Source organism: Rhodococcus sp. 2G (genome assembly GCF_001886355.1).
Lineage (GTDB): Bacteria > Actinomycetota > Actinomycetes > Mycobacteriales > Mycobacteriaceae > Rhodococcus > Rhodococcus pyridinivorans.
This window is the reverse complement of record NZ_CP018063.1, coordinates 3612600-3632536: the sequence shown is the minus strand read 5'-3', so window position 1 is coordinate 3632536 and position 19937 is coordinate 3612600. Positions and strand designations below refer to the sequence as shown.

Below are 19937 nucleotides of genomic sequence, written 5' to 3'. Positions count from 1 at the left end.
CTATCACCCCGGAAGGCGGTGGCGGACGATGCGAGCCTCCGAGTCGATCTTTACCGTCGCCGCGGTGCGCTAGACGCCCAGTGCGCCGAGCAGTGTGCGCAGTTTCGCGGTGCTCTCGTCGAGTTCGGCGAGGGGGTCGGAGTCGGCCACGATGCCGCCTCCTGCCCAGGCCACGGCGCGTCGGCCGTCGGAACTGAGCTCCGCGCACCGGATGGCGACGAACCAGTCGCCGTCGCCTTGTTCGTCGCACCAGCCCACCGCGCCGCCGTAGAAGCGCCGGTCGCCCTCGACCCGGGAGATGACGTCCAGCGCGGCCTCGGTGGGGGTGCCCGCCACGGCCGGGGTGGGGTGCAGAACGTGGGCGAGGGTGAGCGCGTCGGTGTCGGGGTCGCGGAGGGTGCCGGTGACCGGCGTGGCGAGATGCCAGACATCGGGTGTCGCGGTGAGCTCGGGCTTGTCGGGGATGTCGAGGTCGCTGCACAGCGGGGCCAGTCGCGTGCGGATCCAGTCGACGACGTAACCGTGCTCGGTGAGGTTCTTGTCCGAGGTCAGCAGATCCTCACCGGCGCGGCGGTCCTCGTCCGGATCGGCCCGGCGCGCGGCGGTCCCGGCGAGGGGACGGCACGTGACGGTCTCGCCACGGCGGCTCACGAGCAGTTCGGGCGTCGCCCCGACCAGCGTGTGACCCCAATAGCGTTCGCCCGCCGCGCTCAGGTCCAGCGCGTACGTCGCCGCGTCGGGATGGCGTTCGATCATGCGGGCCGCGAGAGCGAGCGGATCGAGCGGTGCGTCGGCCTCGAGGGCGACCCGCCGGGCGGCGACGACCTTCTCCATCTCCCCGAGGGACATCTGCTCCACGAGCCGGCGCACCCGCTCGACGTGCACGCGGGGCAGTGGCAGTTCGGCGGAGATCCGCACTGGCGGCAGGTCCGACAGGTCGGGCGGGGCCTGCCACGGGCCGTCGAGGATCTCGACGTCGTCGGGCTGCGCGAGGGCCACCGGACGGTGCCGCGAGAACGGCAGTGCACCGACGACGATCGTCGCCTTACCGCTGCGGAGTGCCTGCGTGGCGGAGTGGACGTCGTCGAAGAACCGGCGGGTGCCGGTGGCGTGCACCGAGCGTTCGGTGCGCGAGAGCAGGAATCCGTCCATGGTGGATCGACAATATCCCTGCCCGCACCCGGCGCCGGTGACCCGGTGCGGGGCGTCAGCGACCCGGCGGCACGATCAGGACCGGCCGGTGACTGTGCCGGAGCACGTGATCGGCCACCGACGACTGCAACAGGGACCGCAGACCGGTGGTGCCGCGGGTGCCGGTGACGATGATGTCGACGTCCAGCTCGTCGGCGGCCTCGATGATCGCCGACCACACCGCGTTGACGACCTCGACGGTGCGGCCCTCGGCGTGCAGACCCACCGAGCGGGCCATCTCGAGCCCCTCGTCGTTGGTGATGCGCGCGTCGGACAGGGCGACGTCCTCGCTGTCCTCGTCGGGCACCCAGTCGGGTTGCATGACACCGGACAGGCCGGACATGCGGGCGGCCTGCCGGACCATCGGCTCCCAGGCGGTGACGACGACGGCACGGCACGACTCGAGGAAACGACCCGCATACTGCACGGCACGCTTCGAGTTCTCGGAACCGTCGTAGGCGATGAGGATCAGATCTGCGCCCACCGCGTACCCCCTGGGTCGGATTCGGATGCTCGGGTGCACCTTAACCCGCCGGAGCGTCCCCGGGGGAGGTTCGAGCTGTGGATCCGCGAGGTTCGTCCGCTACCGTCGGCACCATGCGGATCCGTCACACTGTCGCCGCCGTGCTCGCGGTCGCCCTCACCACCGCGGGATGCGGTTCGTCCGATTCGGGCGGCGACGACCCGGTCGAGACGACGTCCGACACCGCGCCCGCCTCGTCCACCACAGCGACCGCCACGACCACCGAGGCGACCGCGGCCGCGACGTCGGCGACCTGCGGCGACGATCTGCTCGCCCGGTTGACGCTGCGGCAGAAGCTCGCCCAGTTGCTCAACGTCGGGGTCACCGGAGCCGCCGACGCGCAGGCCGTCGTCGAATCCGAGCAGATCGGTGGCATCTTCATCGGCAGCTGGACCGACGCGTCGATGCTCACCGACCGTCTCGTGCCGCAGGTGGCCGCGCGGAGCGCATTGCCGCTCATGGTCACGATCGACGAGGAGGGCGGCCGCGTGTCGCGCGTGGGCGACCTGTTCGGGCCCGATCCGTCCGCGCGGGTGACGGCGCAGACGATGACGGTCGACGAGACCTACCGAATGGCGTTCGAACGTGGACAGGAACTGAAGTCGCTGGGCATCACGGTCGACTTCGCGCCGGACGTCGACGTGAGCAGCCAGCCCGACGACTCCGTCATCGGCGACCGCTCGTTCTCCGACGATCCCGAGGTCGTCACGCAGTACGCCGGCGCCTATGCGCGGGGACTGATCGACGCGGGCATCATGCCGGTGCTCAAGCACTTCCCGGGACACGGCTCGGCCTCCGGTGATTCGCACACCGGTGCCGTGACCACCCCGCCGATCGAGCAACTGCAGCAGAGCGATCTCGTGCCGTACCGCAGCCTGGTCTCGCCCGAGGTGGGCGTCATGCTCGGCCACCTCGACGTGCCGGGTCTGACCGGCGGGCTGCCCGCGAGCATCAGCCCGGCAGCGGTGGACCTGCTCCGCTCGGGTGCCTACGGCGGCCCCGCCTTCGGTGGCGTGATCTTCACCGACGATCTGTCGGGGATGCGCGCGATCACCGACACCTACGGCATCACCGAGGCCGTCGAGGCCGCGATGGTGGCGGGCGTGAACCAGGCACTGTGGCTGACCACCGACGAGGTGCCCGCCGTGCTCGACCATCTCGAGCAGGTCGTCGCGGAGGGCACGCTCTCACCGGAATGGGTCGACGAGTCGGTACGGACCGTGACACGCGCGAAGGGCGCTCTGGACTGCTGAAATGTCGCAGGTTGCTTCGACCGCAGGCTTCCTACCGTAGAGTAAGAACTTCATTCGAGGAGTCCGGGAGGAGTCATGGCGGGCGGAACCAAGCGACTGCCGCGTGCGGTCCGCGAGCAACAGATGCTGGACGCCGCCGTCGAAGTGTTCTCCGAGCACGGTTTCCACAACACATCCATGGACGCCATCGCGGCGCGGGCGTCGATCTCCAAGCCGATGCTCTACCTGTACTACGGGTCGAAGGACGAGTTGTTCGCGGCGTGTATCGCCCGCGAAGGGCAGCGGTTCGTCGAGGCACTCACACCGGCGGGCGACCCCACCCTCGCCCCGCGTGAACAACTGCGGGTCGCGCTCGAGTCGTTCCTCGGCTTCGTCGACGAGCACCGGCCGTCGTGGATGGTCCTCTATCGTCAAGCGCTGTCGCAGCAGGCCTTCGCGCCCCAGGTGCAGGGCAGCCGCGACCGGCTGATCGAACTCACCGCGCACCTGCTCGAATCGAGCACGCGCGATCCGGAACCCGACACGAACTTCACGATCATGGCCGTCGCGCTCGTCGGTGCCGGTGAGGCCGTCGCCGACCGCATCGCCGGCGGTGAGATCGATGTGCAGCAGGCAGCGGATCTGCTCGAGAACCTCGCGTGGCGCGGTCTCGCGGGACGCAAGCGCTCCGATCGGATGCACTGATCCGTCCCGCCGGGAACACCTCGGCCACAAGGATATTCACCGCACGAGGGTTCGGGCGGGGCGGGACGCCCCCATCGCGTCCCGCCCCGCCCGAAATCTCGGTGATTCCCCGCCCTACCGCAGGGTGGCGGTCAGGTGCGGGTACTGCTTCTTCGGATGCCGCAGTGCCAGATCCCATCCGTCGGCGACGTGCTGCGCATACAGGCTCAGCGACGACGGCAGCAGGACCGGCTTCCCGAACCGCACCGCGTAGGTCACCTTGCCGGGGATTCGTCCCTCGACGGCCGAGAGGGTGGCCGCCGCGCTCCACATGCCGTGGGCGATGGTCTTCGGGAATCCGAAGGCCTTGGCGCCCAGGGTCGACACGTGGATCGGGTTGCGGTCACCGGAGACCGCCGCATAGCGGTCGATGACCTTCTGGTCGACCCGCAGTGTGGAGGTGGGGACCGGGGGGATCTCCTCCTCCTTCGGCTCCGGCTTGGGCTGACCCGACAGCGACGTGCGCTGCTGGTGCAGGAAGGTCGACGTCTGCCGCCACACCAACTCGCGTCCGACGTTGACCTCGCTGACGAGATCGACGAGCAGGCCCTTACGGTGTTCGCGCATGTTCTCCGCGTGCACCGCGATGTCGAGCGGCTCGGTGACCGAGATCGGCCGGAACTGCTCGATCACGTTCTCGGCGTGCACCGAACCGACGGCGGCGAACGGAAAGCCCTTCGACACCATCAGTTTCATCACGAGCGGGAACGTGAGGATGAACGGATAGGTCAGCGGCAGGCTGTCGCCGAACCGCAACCCGCACACCTTGGTGTACTCGGCGAGATCGTCGGGATCGACCTTCAGCGACCGCAGGACCAGGACGTCCTCGGGCAGGCTGTCGCCCGACGCGCCCACGACGGGCAGCGCCCCGAGCACGGCCCGGCTGTAGATGTCGAAGGTCGACGGCAGCGAGGACAGTTCGATCCGTGCCATCTAGGCCCCCAGCATGGACTGGCCGCACACGCGCACGACCTGCCCGGTCACGGCGCTCGACGCGGGGTTCGCGAACCACGCGACGGTCTCGGCGACGTCGACGGTCTCACCGCCCTGCTGCAGCGAGCTCATCAGACGACCGGCCTCGCGGGTGGCGACCGGGATCGCGGCCGTCATGGCGGTCTCGATGAAGCCCGGAGCGACGGCGTTGACGGTGATCTTCTTGTCGGCGAGCGCCTCGCTGGTCGCCTGGACGAGGCCGATGACACCGGCCTTCGAGGCGCCGTAATTGGTCTGGCCGCGGTTACCGGCGATACCGGCGATCGACGACACGTCGATGACCCGGCCACCCTCCTTCAGCGCGCCCTTCTCGACGAGCACGTCGGTGATCTTCCGCGGGGCGATCAGATTCACGCCCATCACGGAATTCCAGCGAGCGGCGTCCATGTTGACGAGCAGCTTGTCGCGGGTGATGCCGGCGTTGTGGACGATGATGTCGGCGCCGCCGTGACGCTCGAGCAGGTGAGCGGCGAGCTTCTCGCCGGCGTCGGGGGCGGTGACGTCGAGCGCGAAGGCGGTGCCGCCGACCTTGTTGGCGGTCTGCGTCAGCGCGTCGCCTGCAGCGGGGACGTCGGCGGCGACGACGGTCGCGCCGTCGCGGGCGAGGACCTCGGCGATCGTCGCGCCGATGCCGCGGGCCGCGCCGGTGACGACCGCGACCTTGCCGGCGAGCGGACGGTCCCAGGACTCGGGGGCGGTGGCGTCGCCCTCACCGATACGGATCACCTGGGCGTCGACGAAGGCCGACTTCGCCGAGAGCAGGAAGCGCAGCGTCGACTCCACGCCGGTCAGGCCGGTCGCGGCCTTCGGGGAGACGTAGACGAGTTGCACGGTGGCACCGCGACGCAGTTCCTTGCCGACGCTGCGCGTGAAGCCCTCGAGGGCGCGCTGGGCGATGCGCTCGTCGACCGACCCGGCCTCCTCGGGCGTGGTGCCGAGGACGACGACGCGGCCGCTCGGGGCGAGATTGCGCAGGGTGGGCTGGAAGAACGTGAAGAGCTGTTCGAGCCCCGCGGGGTCGGTGATGCCGGTAGCGTCGAAGACGAGTGCGCCGAACTTCGTGTCGGACGGCTCGGCGAACGTGTAGTCGCTCAGGAGGTTGCGGATCGGTTCGACCAGGCGGCCGTTGCCGCCGAGCAGGACGGGGCCGGGGAGCGGGGGCTCGCCGGGCTGGTAGCGCCGGAGCTTCTCGGGCTGTGGCAGACCGAACTGCTTGGCGAGGAACGCTCCGGGTGCGGACGAGATGAGCTGGGCGTAGAGCTTGGGTGCGCCCTTGGCTTCGGCCACGATTCCACCTTCTTCGATTCGGTCGTCGGTGCAGTGTTCGACAGCAAGCGTGTTCGACAACAAACTTACCCGTGAGTAAGAATAGTAGCCAGAATTCGAATCCGTCCGAAACCGGGAGACACCAGTGACCACCAAAGCCCGTTCCACGCAGCAGCGCCGTGTCGCCGTTCTCGGAGGCAACCGGATCCCGTTCGCCCGGTCCGACCGCAAGTACGCCCGCGCGTCCAACCAGGACATGTTCACCGCCACCCTCGACGGTCTCGTCGGCCGCTTCAACCTGCAGGGTGAGCGCCTCGGTGCCGTCGTCGGCGGTGCGGTCCTCAAGCACGCCCGCGACTTCAACCTCGTCCGCGAGAGCGTGCTCGGCAGCGCGCTGAGCCCCTACACCCCGGCCTGGGATCTCCAGCAGGCCTGCGGCACCGGCCTGCAGTCGATCATCGCGGTCGGCGACGCCATCGCCGCCGGACGGATCGAGGCGGGTATCGGCGGCGGCGTCGACACCACCTCCGACGCCCCGATCGCCGTGAACAACCAGCTCCGCGAGTTCCTGCTCTCCCTGAACCGGGCCCGCACCACGGCCGACCGGGTCAAGCTGCTCGGCAACGTCCGCCCGTCGATGCTCGGCATCGAGATCCCGCGCAACGGCGAGCCGCGCACCGGCCTGTCGATGGGTGAGCACGCCGCGATCACCGCCAAGGAATTCGGTGTCTCCCGCGAGGCGCAGGACGAACTGGCCGTGGCGAGCCACCGCAACATGGCCGCCGCCTACGACCGGGGCTTCTTCGACGACCTCGTCACCCCGTTCCTCGGGCTGACCCGCGACGACAACCTGCGTCCCGACTCGTCGGTCGAGAAGTTGTCGACGCTGAAGCCGGTCTTCGGCACCAAGCTGGGCGACGCCACCATGACCGCCGGTAACTCGACGCCGCTCACCGACGGCGCGTCGGCCGCGTTGCTGGCGAGCGAGGAGTGGGCCGCCGAGCGCAAGCTCCCCGTGCTCGCCTACCTCGTCGACTCCGAGACCGCCGCGGTCGACTACATCCACGGTGGCGACGGGCTGCTCATGGCGCCCACCTACGCCATCCCGCGCCTGCTGCAGCGCAACGGCCTGACCCTGCAGGATTTCGACTTCTACGAGATCCACGAGGCGTTCGCTTCAGTGGTGCTCGCCACCCTCCAGGCGTTCGAATCGGAGGAGTACTGCAAGGGCAAGCTGGGCCTCGACGCCCCGCTCGGCTCGATCGACCGCAGCAAGCTCAACGTCAACGGCTCGTCGCTCGCGGCCGGCCACCCGTTCGCCGCGACCGGCGGCCGGATCGTGGCCTCGCTGGCCAAGATGCTGCACGAGAAGAAGCAGGAGACCGGCAAGCCCGTCCGCGGCCTGATCTCCATCTGCGCCGCAGGTGGACAGGGTGTGACGGCGATTCTCGAGGCCTGATCGATACCCCTCGGAAGTCGTTGAGAGAGGAAAGTTCCGTTCGGTGTGTAACGCTCCGCGACGGACAGCGATAGACCCATCGACCCCGCGCTGCTGCCTGACCCCCGACCTGGTAGCAACGCGGGGTCTTCGCATTCCGGGCGCAGCCGCTCTGAACCGGGGCACTACCCTTGAAAGCAGGTAGTCGGCGCGCGAATTCGAAGGCGTGCCCAGCTTTGCGAAGGGATCTGGGTGAGCGGCAGCAACGGGACCGACGAGTCCCCGCACGAGCACGACGACGCACGGACCGAGAACATCGGTTCGTCGCCGGAATCCGCTCGTGAGGGTGAAGGCGCGTCGGCTCCTACCGAGCGGTTCGAAGCGGTCGATCCTCACCGGGACGTGGCCGAGGCGAAGGCGAGCAGTGTCACCGAGTCGCAGGCGAGCAGTGTCACCGAGTCGCAGGCGAGTGATGTGACCGAGTCGCAGGCGAGTGATGTGACCGAGTCGCAGGCGAGCAGTGTCACCGAGTCGCAGGCGAGTGATGTGACCGAGCCGCAAACCGAGGCCCCGGCTGCCTCGCAGGCTCCCACAGAGGTCCGAGCCGATGGCACGAACCAGGCGGCTCCCACCGGTGCTGACGAACCCCCGACCCAGAAGGTCCATCCCTCGGAGGAGCCCACCGCGGTCATCCCGGTCGTCGCGCCGGGAAACCGGGCACCGGGTGACGGATCGTCCGCCGCCACCGATCGGCTCCTCCGTTTGCAGGGGGAACAGAACCCGGCACAGCCCGGTCCCGAACAGGCGGGGGCTCCCGTCCCACCCACGTCGACGGCAATGCCCTCGGCCGCCCACCCGCCGCAAGGCGACCAGCCGACCCAGCAGATGCAGGCGGGTCCGCCGCCGCAGGGACCGCCTCCTGTCACTCCTCCGCCCACCGGCGGACCGCGAGGTTCCGGCGGAGACGGCGACGAACCGGGCAAGCCTGGATCGAATCTGCCCCGGCGCACGATCGCGCTCGTCGTCGGTGGCGTCGCACTGTTCGCCGTGTTCTACGTGGCCGATCTGGCGTTGTCGTCGGGCAAGGTGCCGCGCGGTGTCACCGTCGCAGGTGTCGAGATCGGCGGCATGTCGCTCGACGCGGCGGAGGCAGAGCTCACCGAACAACTGACGCCGCGGCTCGACATGCCCGTCGACGTCACCGCCGGCGACACTCAGGGGCAGATCGTGCCCTCGGAGGCCGGGATCGGGATCGACTGGCCCGCGACCCTCGACCAGGTGGGTTCGCAGCCGCTCAATCCGTTCACGCGACTCGCGTCGTTCTTCGGGAACGACGAGGTCGGCGTGGTCTCCACACGCGACGAGGTCGCCCTGTCCGCAGCCATCGAAAAGGCCGCCGCTGCCGCCGCGCACGAACCGCGCGAGGGCAACATCGTCTTCGAGGACGGCACACCCGTTCCGGTGACGCCGCAGCCCGGCCAGCAGCTCGACGTCGCAGTCGCGGGCGACGTCTTCGCCGAGCGCTGGCCTTACGGTGATGTCTCGCTGCCCGTCGAGAGCGTCGACGTCACCGTCACCCGCGAGGGCCTCGACCGGGCGCTGGCGGAGGTCGCCGTTCCGGCCGTGGCACAGGATCTGGTCGTCCGGGGACTCGACGGGGCCGTCGGTGTGCTGCCGCGCGATGCGGTGGGCGCTGTCCTGTCGTTCGTGCCGGACGGCTCGGGCGGACTCGAACCGCAGTACGACACCGAGGCCGCGATCGGCATCCTGGCGCCGCAGCTCGCCCCGTCGGAGACCGAACCGAAGGATGCGCGGATCGTCCTCGACGGTGGTCGTCCGACGATCGTGCCCAGCGAGACCGGCGAGATGGTCGACTGGCCCGTCACCCTCGAGAGGTTGCCCGACCTGCTGAAGGAAGCGGGCGACCGCAGCACCGACGCGGTGTACAGGAAGGCCGAACCCGAACTCACCACCGAAGGCGCCGAGAAGCTCGGCATCAGGGAGGTGGTCTCGGAGTTCACCACCAGCGGCTTCGAATACGCTTCCGGCGTCAACATCCGGCTGGCCGCGCAGGAGATCAACGGCGCCATCGTGAAGCCGGGGGAGACCTTCTCCTTCAACGACTACACCGGTCCGCGCGGTGCGGCGCAGGGGTACATCGAGTCGGGCATCATCGAGGCCGGACGTCCCGGTAAGGCCGTGGGCGGTGGCATCAGCCAGCTCGCGACCACCCTCTACAACGCGACCTACTTCGCCGGGATGGAGGACGTCGAGCACACCGAGCACAGTTACTACATCTCCCGGTACCCGGCGGCCCGCGAGGCCACGATCTACGACGGCGCCATCGACCTGAAGTTCCGCAACCCGTTCGACACGGGCGTCCTGATCCAGACGATCGGCACGAGCTCGGACATCACGGTGCGCATCTGGGGCACCAAGACCGTCGACGTCCAGTCGGTCACCGGCAACCGCACGAACTTCACCTCGCCCAACACGATCACGTTGCCCGCCGGTTCGGCCTGCATTCCGTCGAGCGGCGCGCAGGGCTTCACCGTCACCGACACCCGGATCGTCACCGACGCACGGACGGGCGCGCAGATCTCGAGCGCGACCCGCACGGTCCGGTACGACCCGGTCCCGATCGTGAAGTGCAGCAGCCCCGAACCGGAACCGAGCGACGAGCCCTCGGGCGGCGGCGACGCGACCTCCGGCGACACCGGATCGGAGGACGCCGAGGCCGAGGACGCACCGGCGCCCGCACCCGAATCGCCTGCGGCCGAAGCGCCGGCAGTCGAGGCACCTGCAGCGGGTGGAACCGAAGAGGAGTAGCGGACGTCCTCGAAACTTCGGGGAGGTTGTGTGCGGTTCCGGTGAAGGAACACGCACACAACCTCCCCTTACTTCGTCACTCCGGAAGCGGCACCACGTCGGGGATCTGGCCGTCGGGGATGCGGAGCTGCAGGGGTGCTCCCGAGAAACGACGAGACCGACGTCGTGTGCGAAATCCGTGGGGGAAATCGCGCACAACGTCGGTCTCGTCTATCGCGCTACCGCCGTGAGCGGTTCGATCAGAACGCTGCTTCGTCGAGCTCCATGATGTCGAGGTCGACGTCGGTGATGATCTGACGCGCGACGCTCAGCTCCGGCAGGACGTTCTTGGCGAAGAAGGACGCGGCCGCGACCTTGCCCTCGTAGAACGCCTTGTCCGAGGCATCGACGCCGGCATCGAGCGCGGAGAGAGCGATCTCGGCGTGCTCGAGCAGCAGCCAGCCGATCATCAGGTCGCCGAACGCCTCGAGGAAGCGGACCGAACCGAGGCCGACCTTGTACAGCTCGGTGGGCTGTTCCTGCGCACCCATGAGGTACTGGGTGAGCGTCGCGACCATCGTCTGGGTCTCGCCGAGCGCGGTGGCCAGGAGCGTGCGCTCCTTCTTCAGACGCTGGTCGGCGTCGTCGCGCTCGACGAACTTCTTGATCTCACCGGCGATGTGGGCGAGCGCCACGCCACGGTCGCGGGCGATCTTGCGGAAGAAGAAGTCCTGCGCCTGGATGGCCGTGGTGCCCTCGTACAGCGAGTCGATCTTCGAGTCGCGGATGTACTGCTCGATCGGGTAGTCCTGCAGGAAGCCCGAACCGCCGAGGGTCTGGAGCGAATCCTTCAGGTACTGGTAGGCCCGCTCGGAGCCGCAACCCTTGACGACCGGCAGCAGCAGGTCGTTGATGCGGTGCGCGAGAGCGGCGTCGGCACCCGAGACCTGCTCGGCGACGACGTCGTCCTGGTGCGCCGCGGTGTACAGGTACACGGCGCGCAGGCCCTCGGAGTAGGCCTTCTGCATCGCCAGCGAACGCCGCACGTCCGGGTGGTGCATGATCGACACGCGCGGGGCGGTCTTGTCGGACATCTGGGTCAGGTCGGCGCCCTGGATGCGCTCCTTGGCGTAGTCGAGGGCATTGAGGTAGCCGGTCGACAGGGTCGCGATGGCCTTCGTGCCGACCATCATGCGGGCGTGCTCGATGACGTCGAACATCTGTGCGATGCCGTTGTGGACCTCACCGACGAGCCAGCCCTTGGCCGGAACGCCGTGGCCACCGAAGGTGACCTCGCAGGTCGCGGAGGCATTGAGGCCCATCTTGTGTTCGACGTTGGTGACGAACACGCCGTTGCGCTCGCCCAACTCGTCCTTCTCGAAGTCGAAGTGGAACTTCGGGACGAAGAACAGCGACAGGCCCTTGGTGCCGGGGCCGGCACCCTCGGGGCGGGCGAGGACGAGGTGGAAGATGTTCTCGAACAGGTCGTCGGAGTCGGCCGAGGTGATGAACCGCTTGACACCTTCGATGTGCCAGGAGCCGTCGTCCTGCTTGATCGCCTTGGTGCGACCGGCGCCGACGTCGGAGCCGGCGTCGGGCTCGGTGAGGACCATGGTGGCGCCCCAGCCGCGCTCGACGCAGGTGGCGGCCCACTTCTTCTGCTCATCGGTGCCGTTGTCGTAGAGCACGCCTGCGAAGGCGGGGCCGGCCGCGTACATGAAGGCCGCGGGCTGGGCGCCGAGCATCATCTCGTTGACGGCCCACAGGAGGCTGCGCGGTGAGTCGGTGCCGCCGAGCTCCTCGGGGATGCCCATGGACCAGTAACCGGCGTCCCACCAGGCGCGGAACGACTTCTTGAACGGCTCGGGAAGCGACACCGAATGGGTCTCGGGGTCGAAGACCGGCGGGTTGCGGTCGGCGTCGGCGAAGCCTTCGGCTGCCGGCCCCTCGGTCAGTGTCTTGACCTCGGCGAGGATGCCGCGCGCGGTGTCCTCGTCCAGGTCGCCGAACTTGCCTGCTTCGAGGACCTTCTGAATCTTCAGGAACTCGAAGAGGTTGAACTCGAGGTCGCGGAGGTTGCTCTTGTAATGGCCCATGTCGTCGGTGTCTCCCAGTGTGGTGCGGTCCAGCTGGCTTCAAGTACCGCCCAAGTTATTACTCGTCGGTAACATCTCCATGTTACTCGTCGGGCAACTAACTGCCAAGGGGCGGTTTGCTCGCCACGACGAGCGCGTCGATCGCGGTTCCCGCATCGGTTTCCCGATATCGCCGTTCGGCAATCCTGATGTCCAATCTGCCGTCGATTTCCTCGACGAGATCGGTTGGTGTGTAGAGGATTTCCTTGTCCTGGGGTCCGCCCACTCCTTCGTCGGGATTTATTGCGTCGTGCCCCAAGAATATGAGGATTCCTTCAGGTTTCAGTGAATTGATCGCGTGGTCGAGAAGCGCCTTCCGCTGTGGCGGAGGAAAATGCAGGAAGACCGAGAGGATCAGGTCATATTCTCCGTCGAACGAGTCGGTCGTCACATCCGCGCGGACGTAGCGGAGCCGGTCTCGTGAGCGGGACGGCGCCTGCGCAGCGATCTGCCGGGCCTTGTCGAGGGCGACCTCGGAGAAGTCGACGCCCACGACTTCCCATCCGCGCGTCGCCAACCACAGGGAGTGACGACCTTCACCGCAGCCGAGATCGAGGGCGCGACCGTGCGGTAGCGACGTCACGTGTTCGACGATCACCGGATTGGGCGGCGCGCCCCAGATCAGTTCCGACGCCGCGTACTTCTCGTTCCAGGCCTGTGCATCCATGACTGCGACGCTAGCCTCGCGTGGCGATTGGGACCCCCGCTTGCGGTGAGGGTTACGGAAGCGCATCGTCGGGGTAGCGCTGTGACGAAATCGTGACCTGCGATATCGTTGACCGGATGCGATGTGCCGACACGCGGTACGTCGAGGAGGAGGAGTTCGTCTGATGGGTGCACAGATCGCTGTCCCTGCCCCGCTGAGGAACAGCGCGCTGCTCGGTCTGGGTGTGCACCGCCCCGAGCGCATCGTCACCAACGACGAGATCTGCCAGCAGATCGACTCGAGCGACGAATGGATCCAGTCGCGGTCCGGCATCAAGGAGCGCCGCTTCGCGAAGCAGCATCCGGAGGAGTCGGTCGTCGACATGGCGACGAGCTCCGCCGAGCAGGCCCTCGTGGCCGCCGGCCTCACGGGTGCGCAGATCGACACCGTGATCGTCGCGACCTCCACCTACCCCTTCCAGACCCCGCAGGCCGCGGCTCTCGTCGCCGACCGCATCGGCACCGGCGGCGCCGCGGCGCTCGACATCCAGGCCGGCTGCGCGGGCTTCTGCTACGCCCTCGGTGTCGCCTCCGATCTCGTGCGCGCCGGAACGGCCGAGCACGTGCTCGTCGTCGGTGTCGAGCGCATGAGCGACACCACCGAGCCCACCGATCGCTCGGTGCGCTTCATCTTCGGCGACGGTGCCGGTGCCGTGGTCGTCGGCCCGTCCGACGAGGTCGGCGTCGGCCCCACCGTCTGGGGCTCCGACGGTTCGCAGGCCAACGCGATCCGTCAGGAACCCGACTGGGTCGATTTCGCCACCAACCCGGACCAGAAGCGTCCCTGGATCATCATGGAGGGCACCGCGGTCTTCCGCTGGGCCGCCTTCGAGATGAGCAAGTTCGCCCGGCAGATCGCCGACAAGGCCGGCGTGGCCCTCGAGGACCTCGACGCCTTCGTCCCGCACCAGGCCAACCTGCGCATCAACGACGTCATCGTCAAGCAGCTCGAACTGCCCGAGACCGTCGCGGTCGCCGACGACATCATCGAGACCGGCAACACCTCCGCCGCGTCCATCCCGCTGGCGATGGAGAAGATGCTGCGCACCGGCCAGGTCGGGGTCGGATCCACCGCGCTGCTCCTCGCGTTCGGTGCCGGCCTGTCCTATGCGGGCCAGGTCGTGAAGATGCCCCCGCTCGCGAAGTAGGAAGCAGCGGTAGCAATACGACTTCGTAGCAGTATCGACATATGGCGAGTATTCGCACGTCGTCCGTTCCACGTTGGGTCTGGATCCTGTGCTTCGTCGTGGTCTCCGTGGCCGTCGTCCTCCTCGAACCGATGGGGGACGACGAGCCGGGCGGTACCGGCGGGGGCACGGTCGAGAACCCCTCCGAAGCCCTCGAGGCGCTGGAGGCACTGCCCGTCCGGCCCGCCGAATCGCAGAGCGGCTACGACCGCTCACTGTTCGGCTCGGCGTGGACCGACGAAGTGACCGTCGACCTGGGGCGCAACGGCTGCGACACTCGTAACGACATCCTGCAGCGCGATCTCGTCGACGTCTCCTTCGAGCCCGGGAAGAAGCAGTGCACGGTCACTGCCGGCACGCTCGAGGACCCGTACACGGGGAAGACGATTTCCTTCCGTCGCGGGGTCGAGACCTCGTCCGCCGTGCAGATCGACCACGTCGTCGCCCTGTCGGATGCGTGGAAGAAGGGCGCCCGCCATCTCGACGACCAGCAGAAGCGGAATCTTGCGAACGATCCGCGCAACCTGATCGCCGTCGACGGCCCCACCAACCAGGGCAAGGGCGACTCCGACGCGTCGGAGTGGCTGCCGCCGAATACCGCCTTCCATTGCGAGTACGTCGTGCGGCAGATCGAGGTGAAGACGACCTACGAACTGTGGGTCACCCAGGCTGAACACGACGCGATGTCGCGGATCCTCTCCTCCTGCTGATACCGCTTCCTGCTGATCACGCCTCCAGCAGGGCCCGCGCGATGTCGTCCTCCGACATCAGTACGTGCGCCGCGGCCGGCCCGAGGGGCACGTAGCTGTCGTGGGAGGTGACCCGCGTGATCCGGCCCTGCCACGCATCGTCGACGAGCGTCGCGACGACCGACTCCGCGACACCTCCGCTGCGGCGCGTCTCGTCGACCACCACCACGCGCTCGAAGCGGCGGACGTGTTCGAGCAGCGCGGTCGTCGGCAGCGGCGACAACCACTGCAGGTCGAGGACGGTTGCCGCGACTCCCGCGCGACGGACGGCACGCAGACTCATCGGCACCCCGTTCCCGAAAGTCACCACCAGCACGTCGCGCCCGTCGCCGTAGACGCACACCGATCCCGGTGGAAGCCCGGCGGTGTCGGGGATCTGCTGCCACAGTCCGTCGCCCTCGTCGTAGAGGTCGCGCCGGTGGTACAGCGCGATCGGTTCCAGGTAGACGCACACCCGGCCCTCCTGACGAGCCAGCTCGACGCACGTGCGCAGCAGGGCGCCGGCCGTGGCGGGTGAACTCGGCACGGCCAGCACGAGACCGGGGATGTCGCGCAGCACGGCGACGGAATCGTCGTTGTGGAAGTGCCCGCCGAAGCCGCGCTGGTAGGGCAGGCCAGCGATGCGCACGACCATCGGATTGCGGTACCGCCCGTCGGAGAAGAACGCCAGACTCGCCGCCTCCCCGCGCAACTGGTCCTCGGCGTTGTGCAGGTAAGCCAGGTACTGGATCTCCGGGATCGGCAGCATGCCCGCGACGGCGAAGCCCAGCGCGGTGCCGAGGATCGTCTGCTCGTCGAGCAGGGTGTCGAACACGCGCAGGCGCCCGAAGCACTCCTGCAGCCCTCGGGTGACGCCGTAGACCCCGCCTTTGAGGCCGACGTCCTCGCCGAACACGCAGGCGTGGGGATCCTCCTCGAGGAGCTGTCCGAGCGTGCGGGTGACGGCCCGGGCGAGCGTGAGCGGTTCACCGGCAGGATGCGGATCGTCGTCGACGAGCACGAGCCCGGATTCGAGCGGGCGCATCACGTCGGCGGCGGTCGCCAGTCGCGGCGGCCGGGTCAGTGAGTCCGCGACGGAGCCGACCTCGACCCGTATCCGCTCGTACCGGTCGAGAACCCCTGCGGCATCGAGTATTCCGCGTGCGATGAGTTCACGGGCCGTACCCACCAGTGGGTCCCGCTCGTGGTCCGCGGCAAGATCCGACGGGCTGCGGTAGGCCGACTCGACGTCGGAACCGGCATGGCCGAGGAAACGCACTGCCCGCACGTGCAACAGGACCGGAGCCCGGGTCGTGCGCACCGTCTCCACGGCATCGGTTGCGGCAGCGAGCATCTCCACCGCATCGGCGCCGTCCACCGACCGGTACTCGATCCCCGGATACGACGACAGCGACCGCTCGAGCCAGCCGGGCGGGGTGGGCACACTGATGCCGAGTCCGTTGTCCTCACACACCAGCAGCAACGGCAACGGCAACCCGCGGTGCCGGCAGTAGGCGGCCGCGTTCAGGGCGCCGACGGCCGTCGAATGGTTCGCCGAGGCATCACCGAAACTGCACACCACCACCGAATCCCACGGCCACGCCGCGTCGAGCCCGAGTCGCTGCATCCGCGGTAGCGCGAGGGCGAGACCGACGGCCCGCGGCATGTGCGAGGCGATGGTCGACGTCTGCGGCAGGATGTTCAGGCCGGCGTTGCCGAACACCTTGTGCCGGCCCGCCGAGATCGGATCGAGCGTGGACGCCGCACATCCGGCGAGCACGTCGCGGATCGGGGTGCTGTCCTCGACGAGCGACGCGCGAGCCGCGTAGAAACCGCCCGAACGGTAGTGCAGCAGAGCGGGATCCGTCACCCGCGTGCACAGGCCCAGCGCGGCGTTCGATTCGTGGCCCGCCGATGCGATGGTGTAGAAGCCTTCGCCGCGTCCCTGCAGGGTGCGGGCCGCGACATCGAGGTGCCGCGACTGCACCTGGGCGTCGAAGTACCGCACCAACAGGTCGTCGTCGACCTGCCGGTCGACCGGACGCGTCGGCGGTGCGTGCCCGGGCAGAGCGCGCACCGCGGTGACGAAACGTTCGTCGAGTTCGTCGGCGGCGGTCACTCCTTCTTTCTACGCCCGATCACCTCGGAAGGAGGTGGATCGACCCCCGTCGTTCGGGAACGGCAACGACGTGAAGTTCATCGGCGCGACGTAGTCGGCCGGCACGTGCCAGCGGAAACGCAACAGCAGATGGTGCAGCACCGTCTTGATCTCCGCTCCCGAGAAATGCATGCCCAGGCACCGATGCGCGCCACCGCCGAAGGGCGCCCACGCGTACTTGTGCACCTTGTCCTCGCGGCGCTCCGGCGAGAACCGCTCGGGAAGCGTGCATCACATCTCGGTTGCGTCGATTCGTCCCACGGGACGGTCGCTGGTCGGGCGTGCGGGTGCGTGCCATGCTGGCGCCATGGACGTCGAACGCCCCAAGCTCGAAGGCACCGTCGCGGTCGGGGAGGGCCGCCGGCTCGGTTTCGCCGAGTTCGGGTCGGCCCAGGGCCGCACGGTGTTCTGGCTGCACGGCACGCCGGGTGCGCGCCGCCAGGTTCCCATCGAGGCCCGCGCCTTCGCCGAACGGAACCACATCCGCCTCATCGGGATCGACCGCCCGGGGATCGGCTCGTCGACACCGCACATCTACGAGAACGTCCTCGCGTTCAGCGACGACCTGCGCATCGTCGCCGACACCCTCGGGGTCGACCGCATGGCCCTCGTCGGACTGTCCGGCGGCGGCCCCTACACCCTCGCCGCGGCCTATGCACTGCGCGAACGGGTCGTCGCGGCTGCGGTCCTCGGCGGTGTGGCACCGGTCGTCGGTCCCGAGTCGATCGACAGCAACCTGATGAAGCTGGGCGCCTTCGTCGCGCCGGCACTGCAGACCGCGGGCGTCCCCATCGGCGTGGCGATGAGCGCGGCGATCCGCGTGGTGCGCCCGTTCGCGTCGCCGATCATCGACCTGTACGGACGGTTCTCACCCGAGGCCGACCGCCGCCTGCTCGCCCGTCCCGAGTTCAAGACGATGTTCCTCGACGACCTGCTCAACGGCAGCCGACGTCAGATCTCCGCGCCGTTCGCCGACATCGTCGTATTCACCCGCGACTGGGGTTTCCGCGTCTCCGACGTGAAGGTGCCCGTGCGGTGGTGGCACGGCGACACCGACCACATCATCCCGATCGAACACGGCCTGCACATGGTGGACCTGCTGCCCGACGCCCAGTTCCACCACCTGCCCGGCGAGAGTCATCTCGGGGGTCTCGGTGCGTCGGAGGAGATCCTCACTACGGTTCTGAAGTTGTGGGACCAGGACTGACCGAGGGCGAACGCCCGCTGCCGAGAGCGCTGCACCTGCGACCGTCGGCGCTGGCGGCGGTCGCCGTGGGCGGTCTGCTCGGGACGAGTGCCCGCTACGGCCTCGGCCGGTGGTTCCCCGTCGAGTCCGGGGGCTGGCCGGTCACGACCTTCGCGATCGACGTCCTCGGTGCGCTGCTGCTCGGATTCCTGCTCGAGGCACTGATCCGCATCGGTCCCGACACCTCCTGGCGTCAGGTGGTCCGGCTCGGGGTGGGCACCGGTGCGCTGGGCTCGTTCACCACCTACAGCGCGCTCGCGGTCGAAACCGACCTGCTGCTGCGCGCCGGTGAACTCGTCGCCGCGGCAACCTATGCGCTCGGCACGGTGCTCGTCGGCCTTCTCGCGACCGGCATCGGTGTCGCGCTGGGCGCGTGGTTCGGGAGTCGCCGAGCGGCACGGCGATGATCGCGGTGTGGGTGGCGTTGGCAGGCAGCGCCGGTGCGGTGACGCGGTTCGTCGTCGACAGTGCTCTGCGTGCCCGCTCCGGATCGTCCCTGCCGTGGCCGACCGTGCTGATCAACGTCATCGGTTCGTTGCTGCTGGGGCTGCTCACCGGTGCGGTGCTGTTCCACGACGCCGCCGCGGAGTTGCTCGCCGTCGTCGGGGTGGGGTTCTGCGGCGGGTTCACCACCTTCAGCACGACCAGCGTCGACTCCGTCCGCCTGATCGTGGCGCGCCGCTACGGTGCCGCCTGCGCGATCGCGCTGGGCACCCTGGCGACCACGCTCATCGCGGCGGCCGCCGGGCTCGCTCTCGCCGCCGTGTGGTGATCAGCGAGCGCGGTCGATGAGGCCGAGAACCGAGCGCAGTTCGTCGGCGTCGACCTGCCCGGGTGCCGAGGCGGTGCCGACCATCCCGAACGTCGCCGCCGATCCGAAGACCTGCCCGGCGATCCGCGACACCACGCCGAGGCCGCCCATCGACATGGTGATCAACGGGCGGTCGGCGTGGTCCTCGTGCATGGTGCGGGTCGCGTCGAGCAGGGTGAGCACGTCGGCCGTCGACTGCGGCATGACAGCGATCTTGCAGATGTCGGCGCCGAGTTCCTGCATCTCGCGTAGCCGCGCGACGATCTCGTCCTTCGGCGGAGTGGCGTCGAAGTCGTGGTTCGACGCCACCACCGCAACACCGCAGGCGTGGGCCGCCGCGACGATCCGCTCGACGGCGGCACGGTCGCGGCGGTACTCGACGTCCACCAGATCCACCGCGCCGCTCTCGGCGAGTGCGACCGTCAGATCGGCGTACGCCTCGTCGTCGATCGCGATCTCGCCGCCCTCGTCGGCGGTGCGGCAGGTCGCGAGCAGGGGAGTGCCCTGCAACTGCTCGGACAACGAGCCGGCCTGCGCGACCACCGAGGCGACGTCGTCGACGGTGTGGAAGAAGTCCACGCGCCATTCGACGACGTCGGCCCGCTCGGCGACGGCCGCGATCTGTTCGCGCAGCGCCTCGGGGGTGCGGCCGGTGACGGGGACGAGGATCGTGGGTGCGCCTTCACCGATCACCACGTCCTTGACGCGAACCGGTGTGATCGTTCGTCCCACGTGCCGTCTCCGTTCCCTCGTCCGATGATCGGCCCTATTC

At 68.8% G+C, this 19937-nt stretch carries 17 protein-coding genes and 1 pseudogene; 9 read left to right on the top strand and 9 right to left on the bottom strand.

Features of this window, described 5'->3' with window-relative positions; all coding sequences use genetic code 11:
• Positions 1-69: 69 nt before the first annotated feature.
• The gene (locus tag BO226_RS16935) at positions 70-1152 is read right to left on the bottom strand and encodes an isochorismate synthase (RefSeq protein WP_071935766.1); all 1083 of its coding nucleotides are present in this window, start codon (positions 1150-1152) and stop codon (positions 70-72) included.
• 55 nt (positions 1153-1207) lie between these two features.
• On the bottom strand, positions 1208-1675 hold the full coding sequence (locus tag BO226_RS16930; protein WP_019290888.1) for a universal stress protein: 468 nt from the start codon (positions 1673-1675) through the stop codon (positions 1208-1210).
• A gap of 113 nt (positions 1676-1788) precedes the next feature.
• Here BO226_RS16930 and BO226_RS16925 point away from each other — a divergent pair, with 113 nt between their 5' ends.
• Positions 1789-2967, top strand: a complete 1179-nt coding sequence (locus BO226_RS16925) for a glycoside hydrolase family 3 N-terminal domain-containing protein (protein WP_024102046.1) — start codon at positions 1789-1791, stop codon at positions 2965-2967.
• 75 nt (positions 2968-3042) lie between these two features.
• Positions 3043-3651 carry a TetR/AcrR family transcriptional regulator gene (locus BO226_RS16920; RefSeq protein WP_024102045.1) on the top strand — a complete coding sequence of 203 codons (609 nt, stop codon included), beginning with the start codon at positions 3043-3045 and terminating at the stop codon, positions 3649-3651.
• A 114-nt stretch (positions 3652-3765) separates the two neighbouring features.
• Here BO226_RS16920 and BO226_RS16915 read toward each other — a convergent pair whose 3' ends face one another.
• Positions 3766-4623 carry a MaoC/PaaZ C-terminal domain-containing protein gene (locus BO226_RS16915; RefSeq protein WP_071935765.1) on the bottom strand — a complete coding sequence of 286 codons (858 nt, stop codon included), beginning with the start codon at positions 4621-4623 and terminating at the stop codon, positions 3766-3768.
• A complete protein-coding gene (locus tag BO226_RS16910) occupies positions 4624-5970 on the bottom strand; it encodes a 3-oxoacyl-ACP reductase (protein ID WP_024102043.1) in 1347 nt (448 codons plus the stop codon).
• A 124-nt stretch (positions 5971-6094) separates the two neighbouring features.
• Here BO226_RS16910 and BO226_RS16905 point away from each other — a divergent pair, with 124 nt between their 5' ends.
• Together BO226_RS16905 and BO226_RS16900 are read left to right on the top strand one after the other, a co-directional pair.
• Positions 6095-7408 carry an acetyl-CoA C-acetyltransferase gene (locus BO226_RS16905; protein ID WP_006552665.1) on the top strand — a complete coding sequence of 438 codons (1314 nt, stop codon included), beginning with the start codon at positions 6095-6097 and terminating at the stop codon, positions 7406-7408.
• A 231-nt stretch (positions 7409-7639) separates the two neighbouring features.
• Positions 7640-10216, top strand: a complete 2577-nt coding sequence (locus BO226_RS16900; protein ID WP_198040571.1) for a VanW family protein — start codon at positions 7640-7642, stop codon at positions 10214-10216.
• Positions 10217-10455: 239 nt separating this feature from the next.
• Here the strand turns inward: BO226_RS16900 and BO226_RS16895 are convergent, their stop codons facing one another.
• Both BO226_RS16895 and BO226_RS16890 read right to left on the bottom strand, forming a co-directional pair.
• A complete protein-coding gene (locus BO226_RS16895) occupies positions 10456-12291 on the bottom strand; it encodes an acyl-CoA dehydrogenase (RefSeq protein ID WP_006552663.1) in 1836 nt (611 codons plus the stop codon).
• Positions 12292-12388: 97 nt separating this feature from the next.
• Positions 12389-12997 carry a class I SAM-dependent methyltransferase gene (locus BO226_RS16890; RefSeq protein WP_071935764.1) on the bottom strand — a complete coding sequence of 203 codons (609 nt, stop codon included), beginning with the start codon at positions 12995-12997 and terminating at the stop codon, positions 12389-12391.
• Between the two features lie 163 nt (positions 12998-13160).
• On the opposite strand from BO226_RS16890, the gene BO226_RS16885 reads away from it, so the two are divergent.
• Both BO226_RS16885 and BO226_RS16880 read left to right on the top strand, forming a co-directional pair.
• On the top strand, positions 13161-14183 hold the full coding sequence (locus BO226_RS16885) for a beta-ketoacyl-ACP synthase III (protein ID WP_071935763.1): 1023 nt from the start codon (positions 13161-13163) through the stop codon (positions 14181-14183).
• 41 nt (positions 14184-14224) lie between these two features.
• The gene (locus BO226_RS16880; protein WP_024102037.1) at positions 14225-14932 is read left to right on the top strand and encodes an HNH endonuclease family protein; all 708 of its coding nucleotides are present in this window, start codon (positions 14225-14227) and stop codon (positions 14930-14932) included.
• Positions 14933-14948: 16 nt separating this feature from the next.
• On the opposite strand, the gene BO226_RS16875 is transcribed toward BO226_RS16880, so the two are convergent.
• Positions 14949-17069: a thiamine pyrophosphate-dependent enzyme gene (locus tag BO226_RS16875; RefSeq protein WP_156895241.1), complete on the bottom strand. Its 2121-nt coding sequence runs from the start codon at positions 17067-17069 to the stop codon at positions 14949-14951.
• Between the two features lie 9 nt (positions 17070-17078).
• Positions 17079-17330: pseudogene (locus tag BO226_RS16870) on the bottom strand (cytochrome P450); the annotation flags it as partial.
• A gap of 85 nt (positions 17331-17415) precedes the next feature.
• Between BO226_RS16870 and BO226_RS16865 the strand changes: the two are divergent.
• Genes BO226_RS16865 through crcB form a run of 3 tightly spaced genes read left to right on the top strand, consistent with a single transcriptional unit; the run spans position 17416 to position 19126 of the window.
• Positions 17416-18315: an alpha/beta fold hydrolase gene (locus BO226_RS16865; protein WP_006552657.1), complete on the top strand. Its 900-nt coding sequence runs from the start codon at positions 17416-17418 to the stop codon at positions 18313-18315.
• On the top strand, positions 18300-18761 hold the full coding sequence (locus BO226_RS16860) for a fluoride efflux transporter FluC (protein WP_071935762.1): 462 nt from the start codon (positions 18300-18302) through the stop codon (positions 18759-18761). Before BO226_RS16865 ends, BO226_RS16860 begins: the two co-directional genes overlap by 16 nt.
• Positions 18758-19126, top strand: a complete 369-nt coding sequence (gene crcB / locus BO226_RS16855; RefSeq protein ID WP_064256207.1) for a fluoride efflux transporter CrcB — start codon at positions 18758-18760, stop codon at positions 19124-19126. Before BO226_RS16860 ends, crcB begins: the two co-directional genes overlap by 4 nt.
• Here the strand turns inward: crcB and aroD are convergent, their stop codons facing one another.
• Complete coding sequence (gene aroD / locus BO226_RS16850; RefSeq protein ID WP_064062070.1) at positions 19127-19897, bottom strand: type I 3-dehydroquinate dehydratase; 771 nt, start codon at positions 19895-19897, stop codon at positions 19127-19129.
• Positions 19898-19937 lie beyond the last annotated feature (40 nt).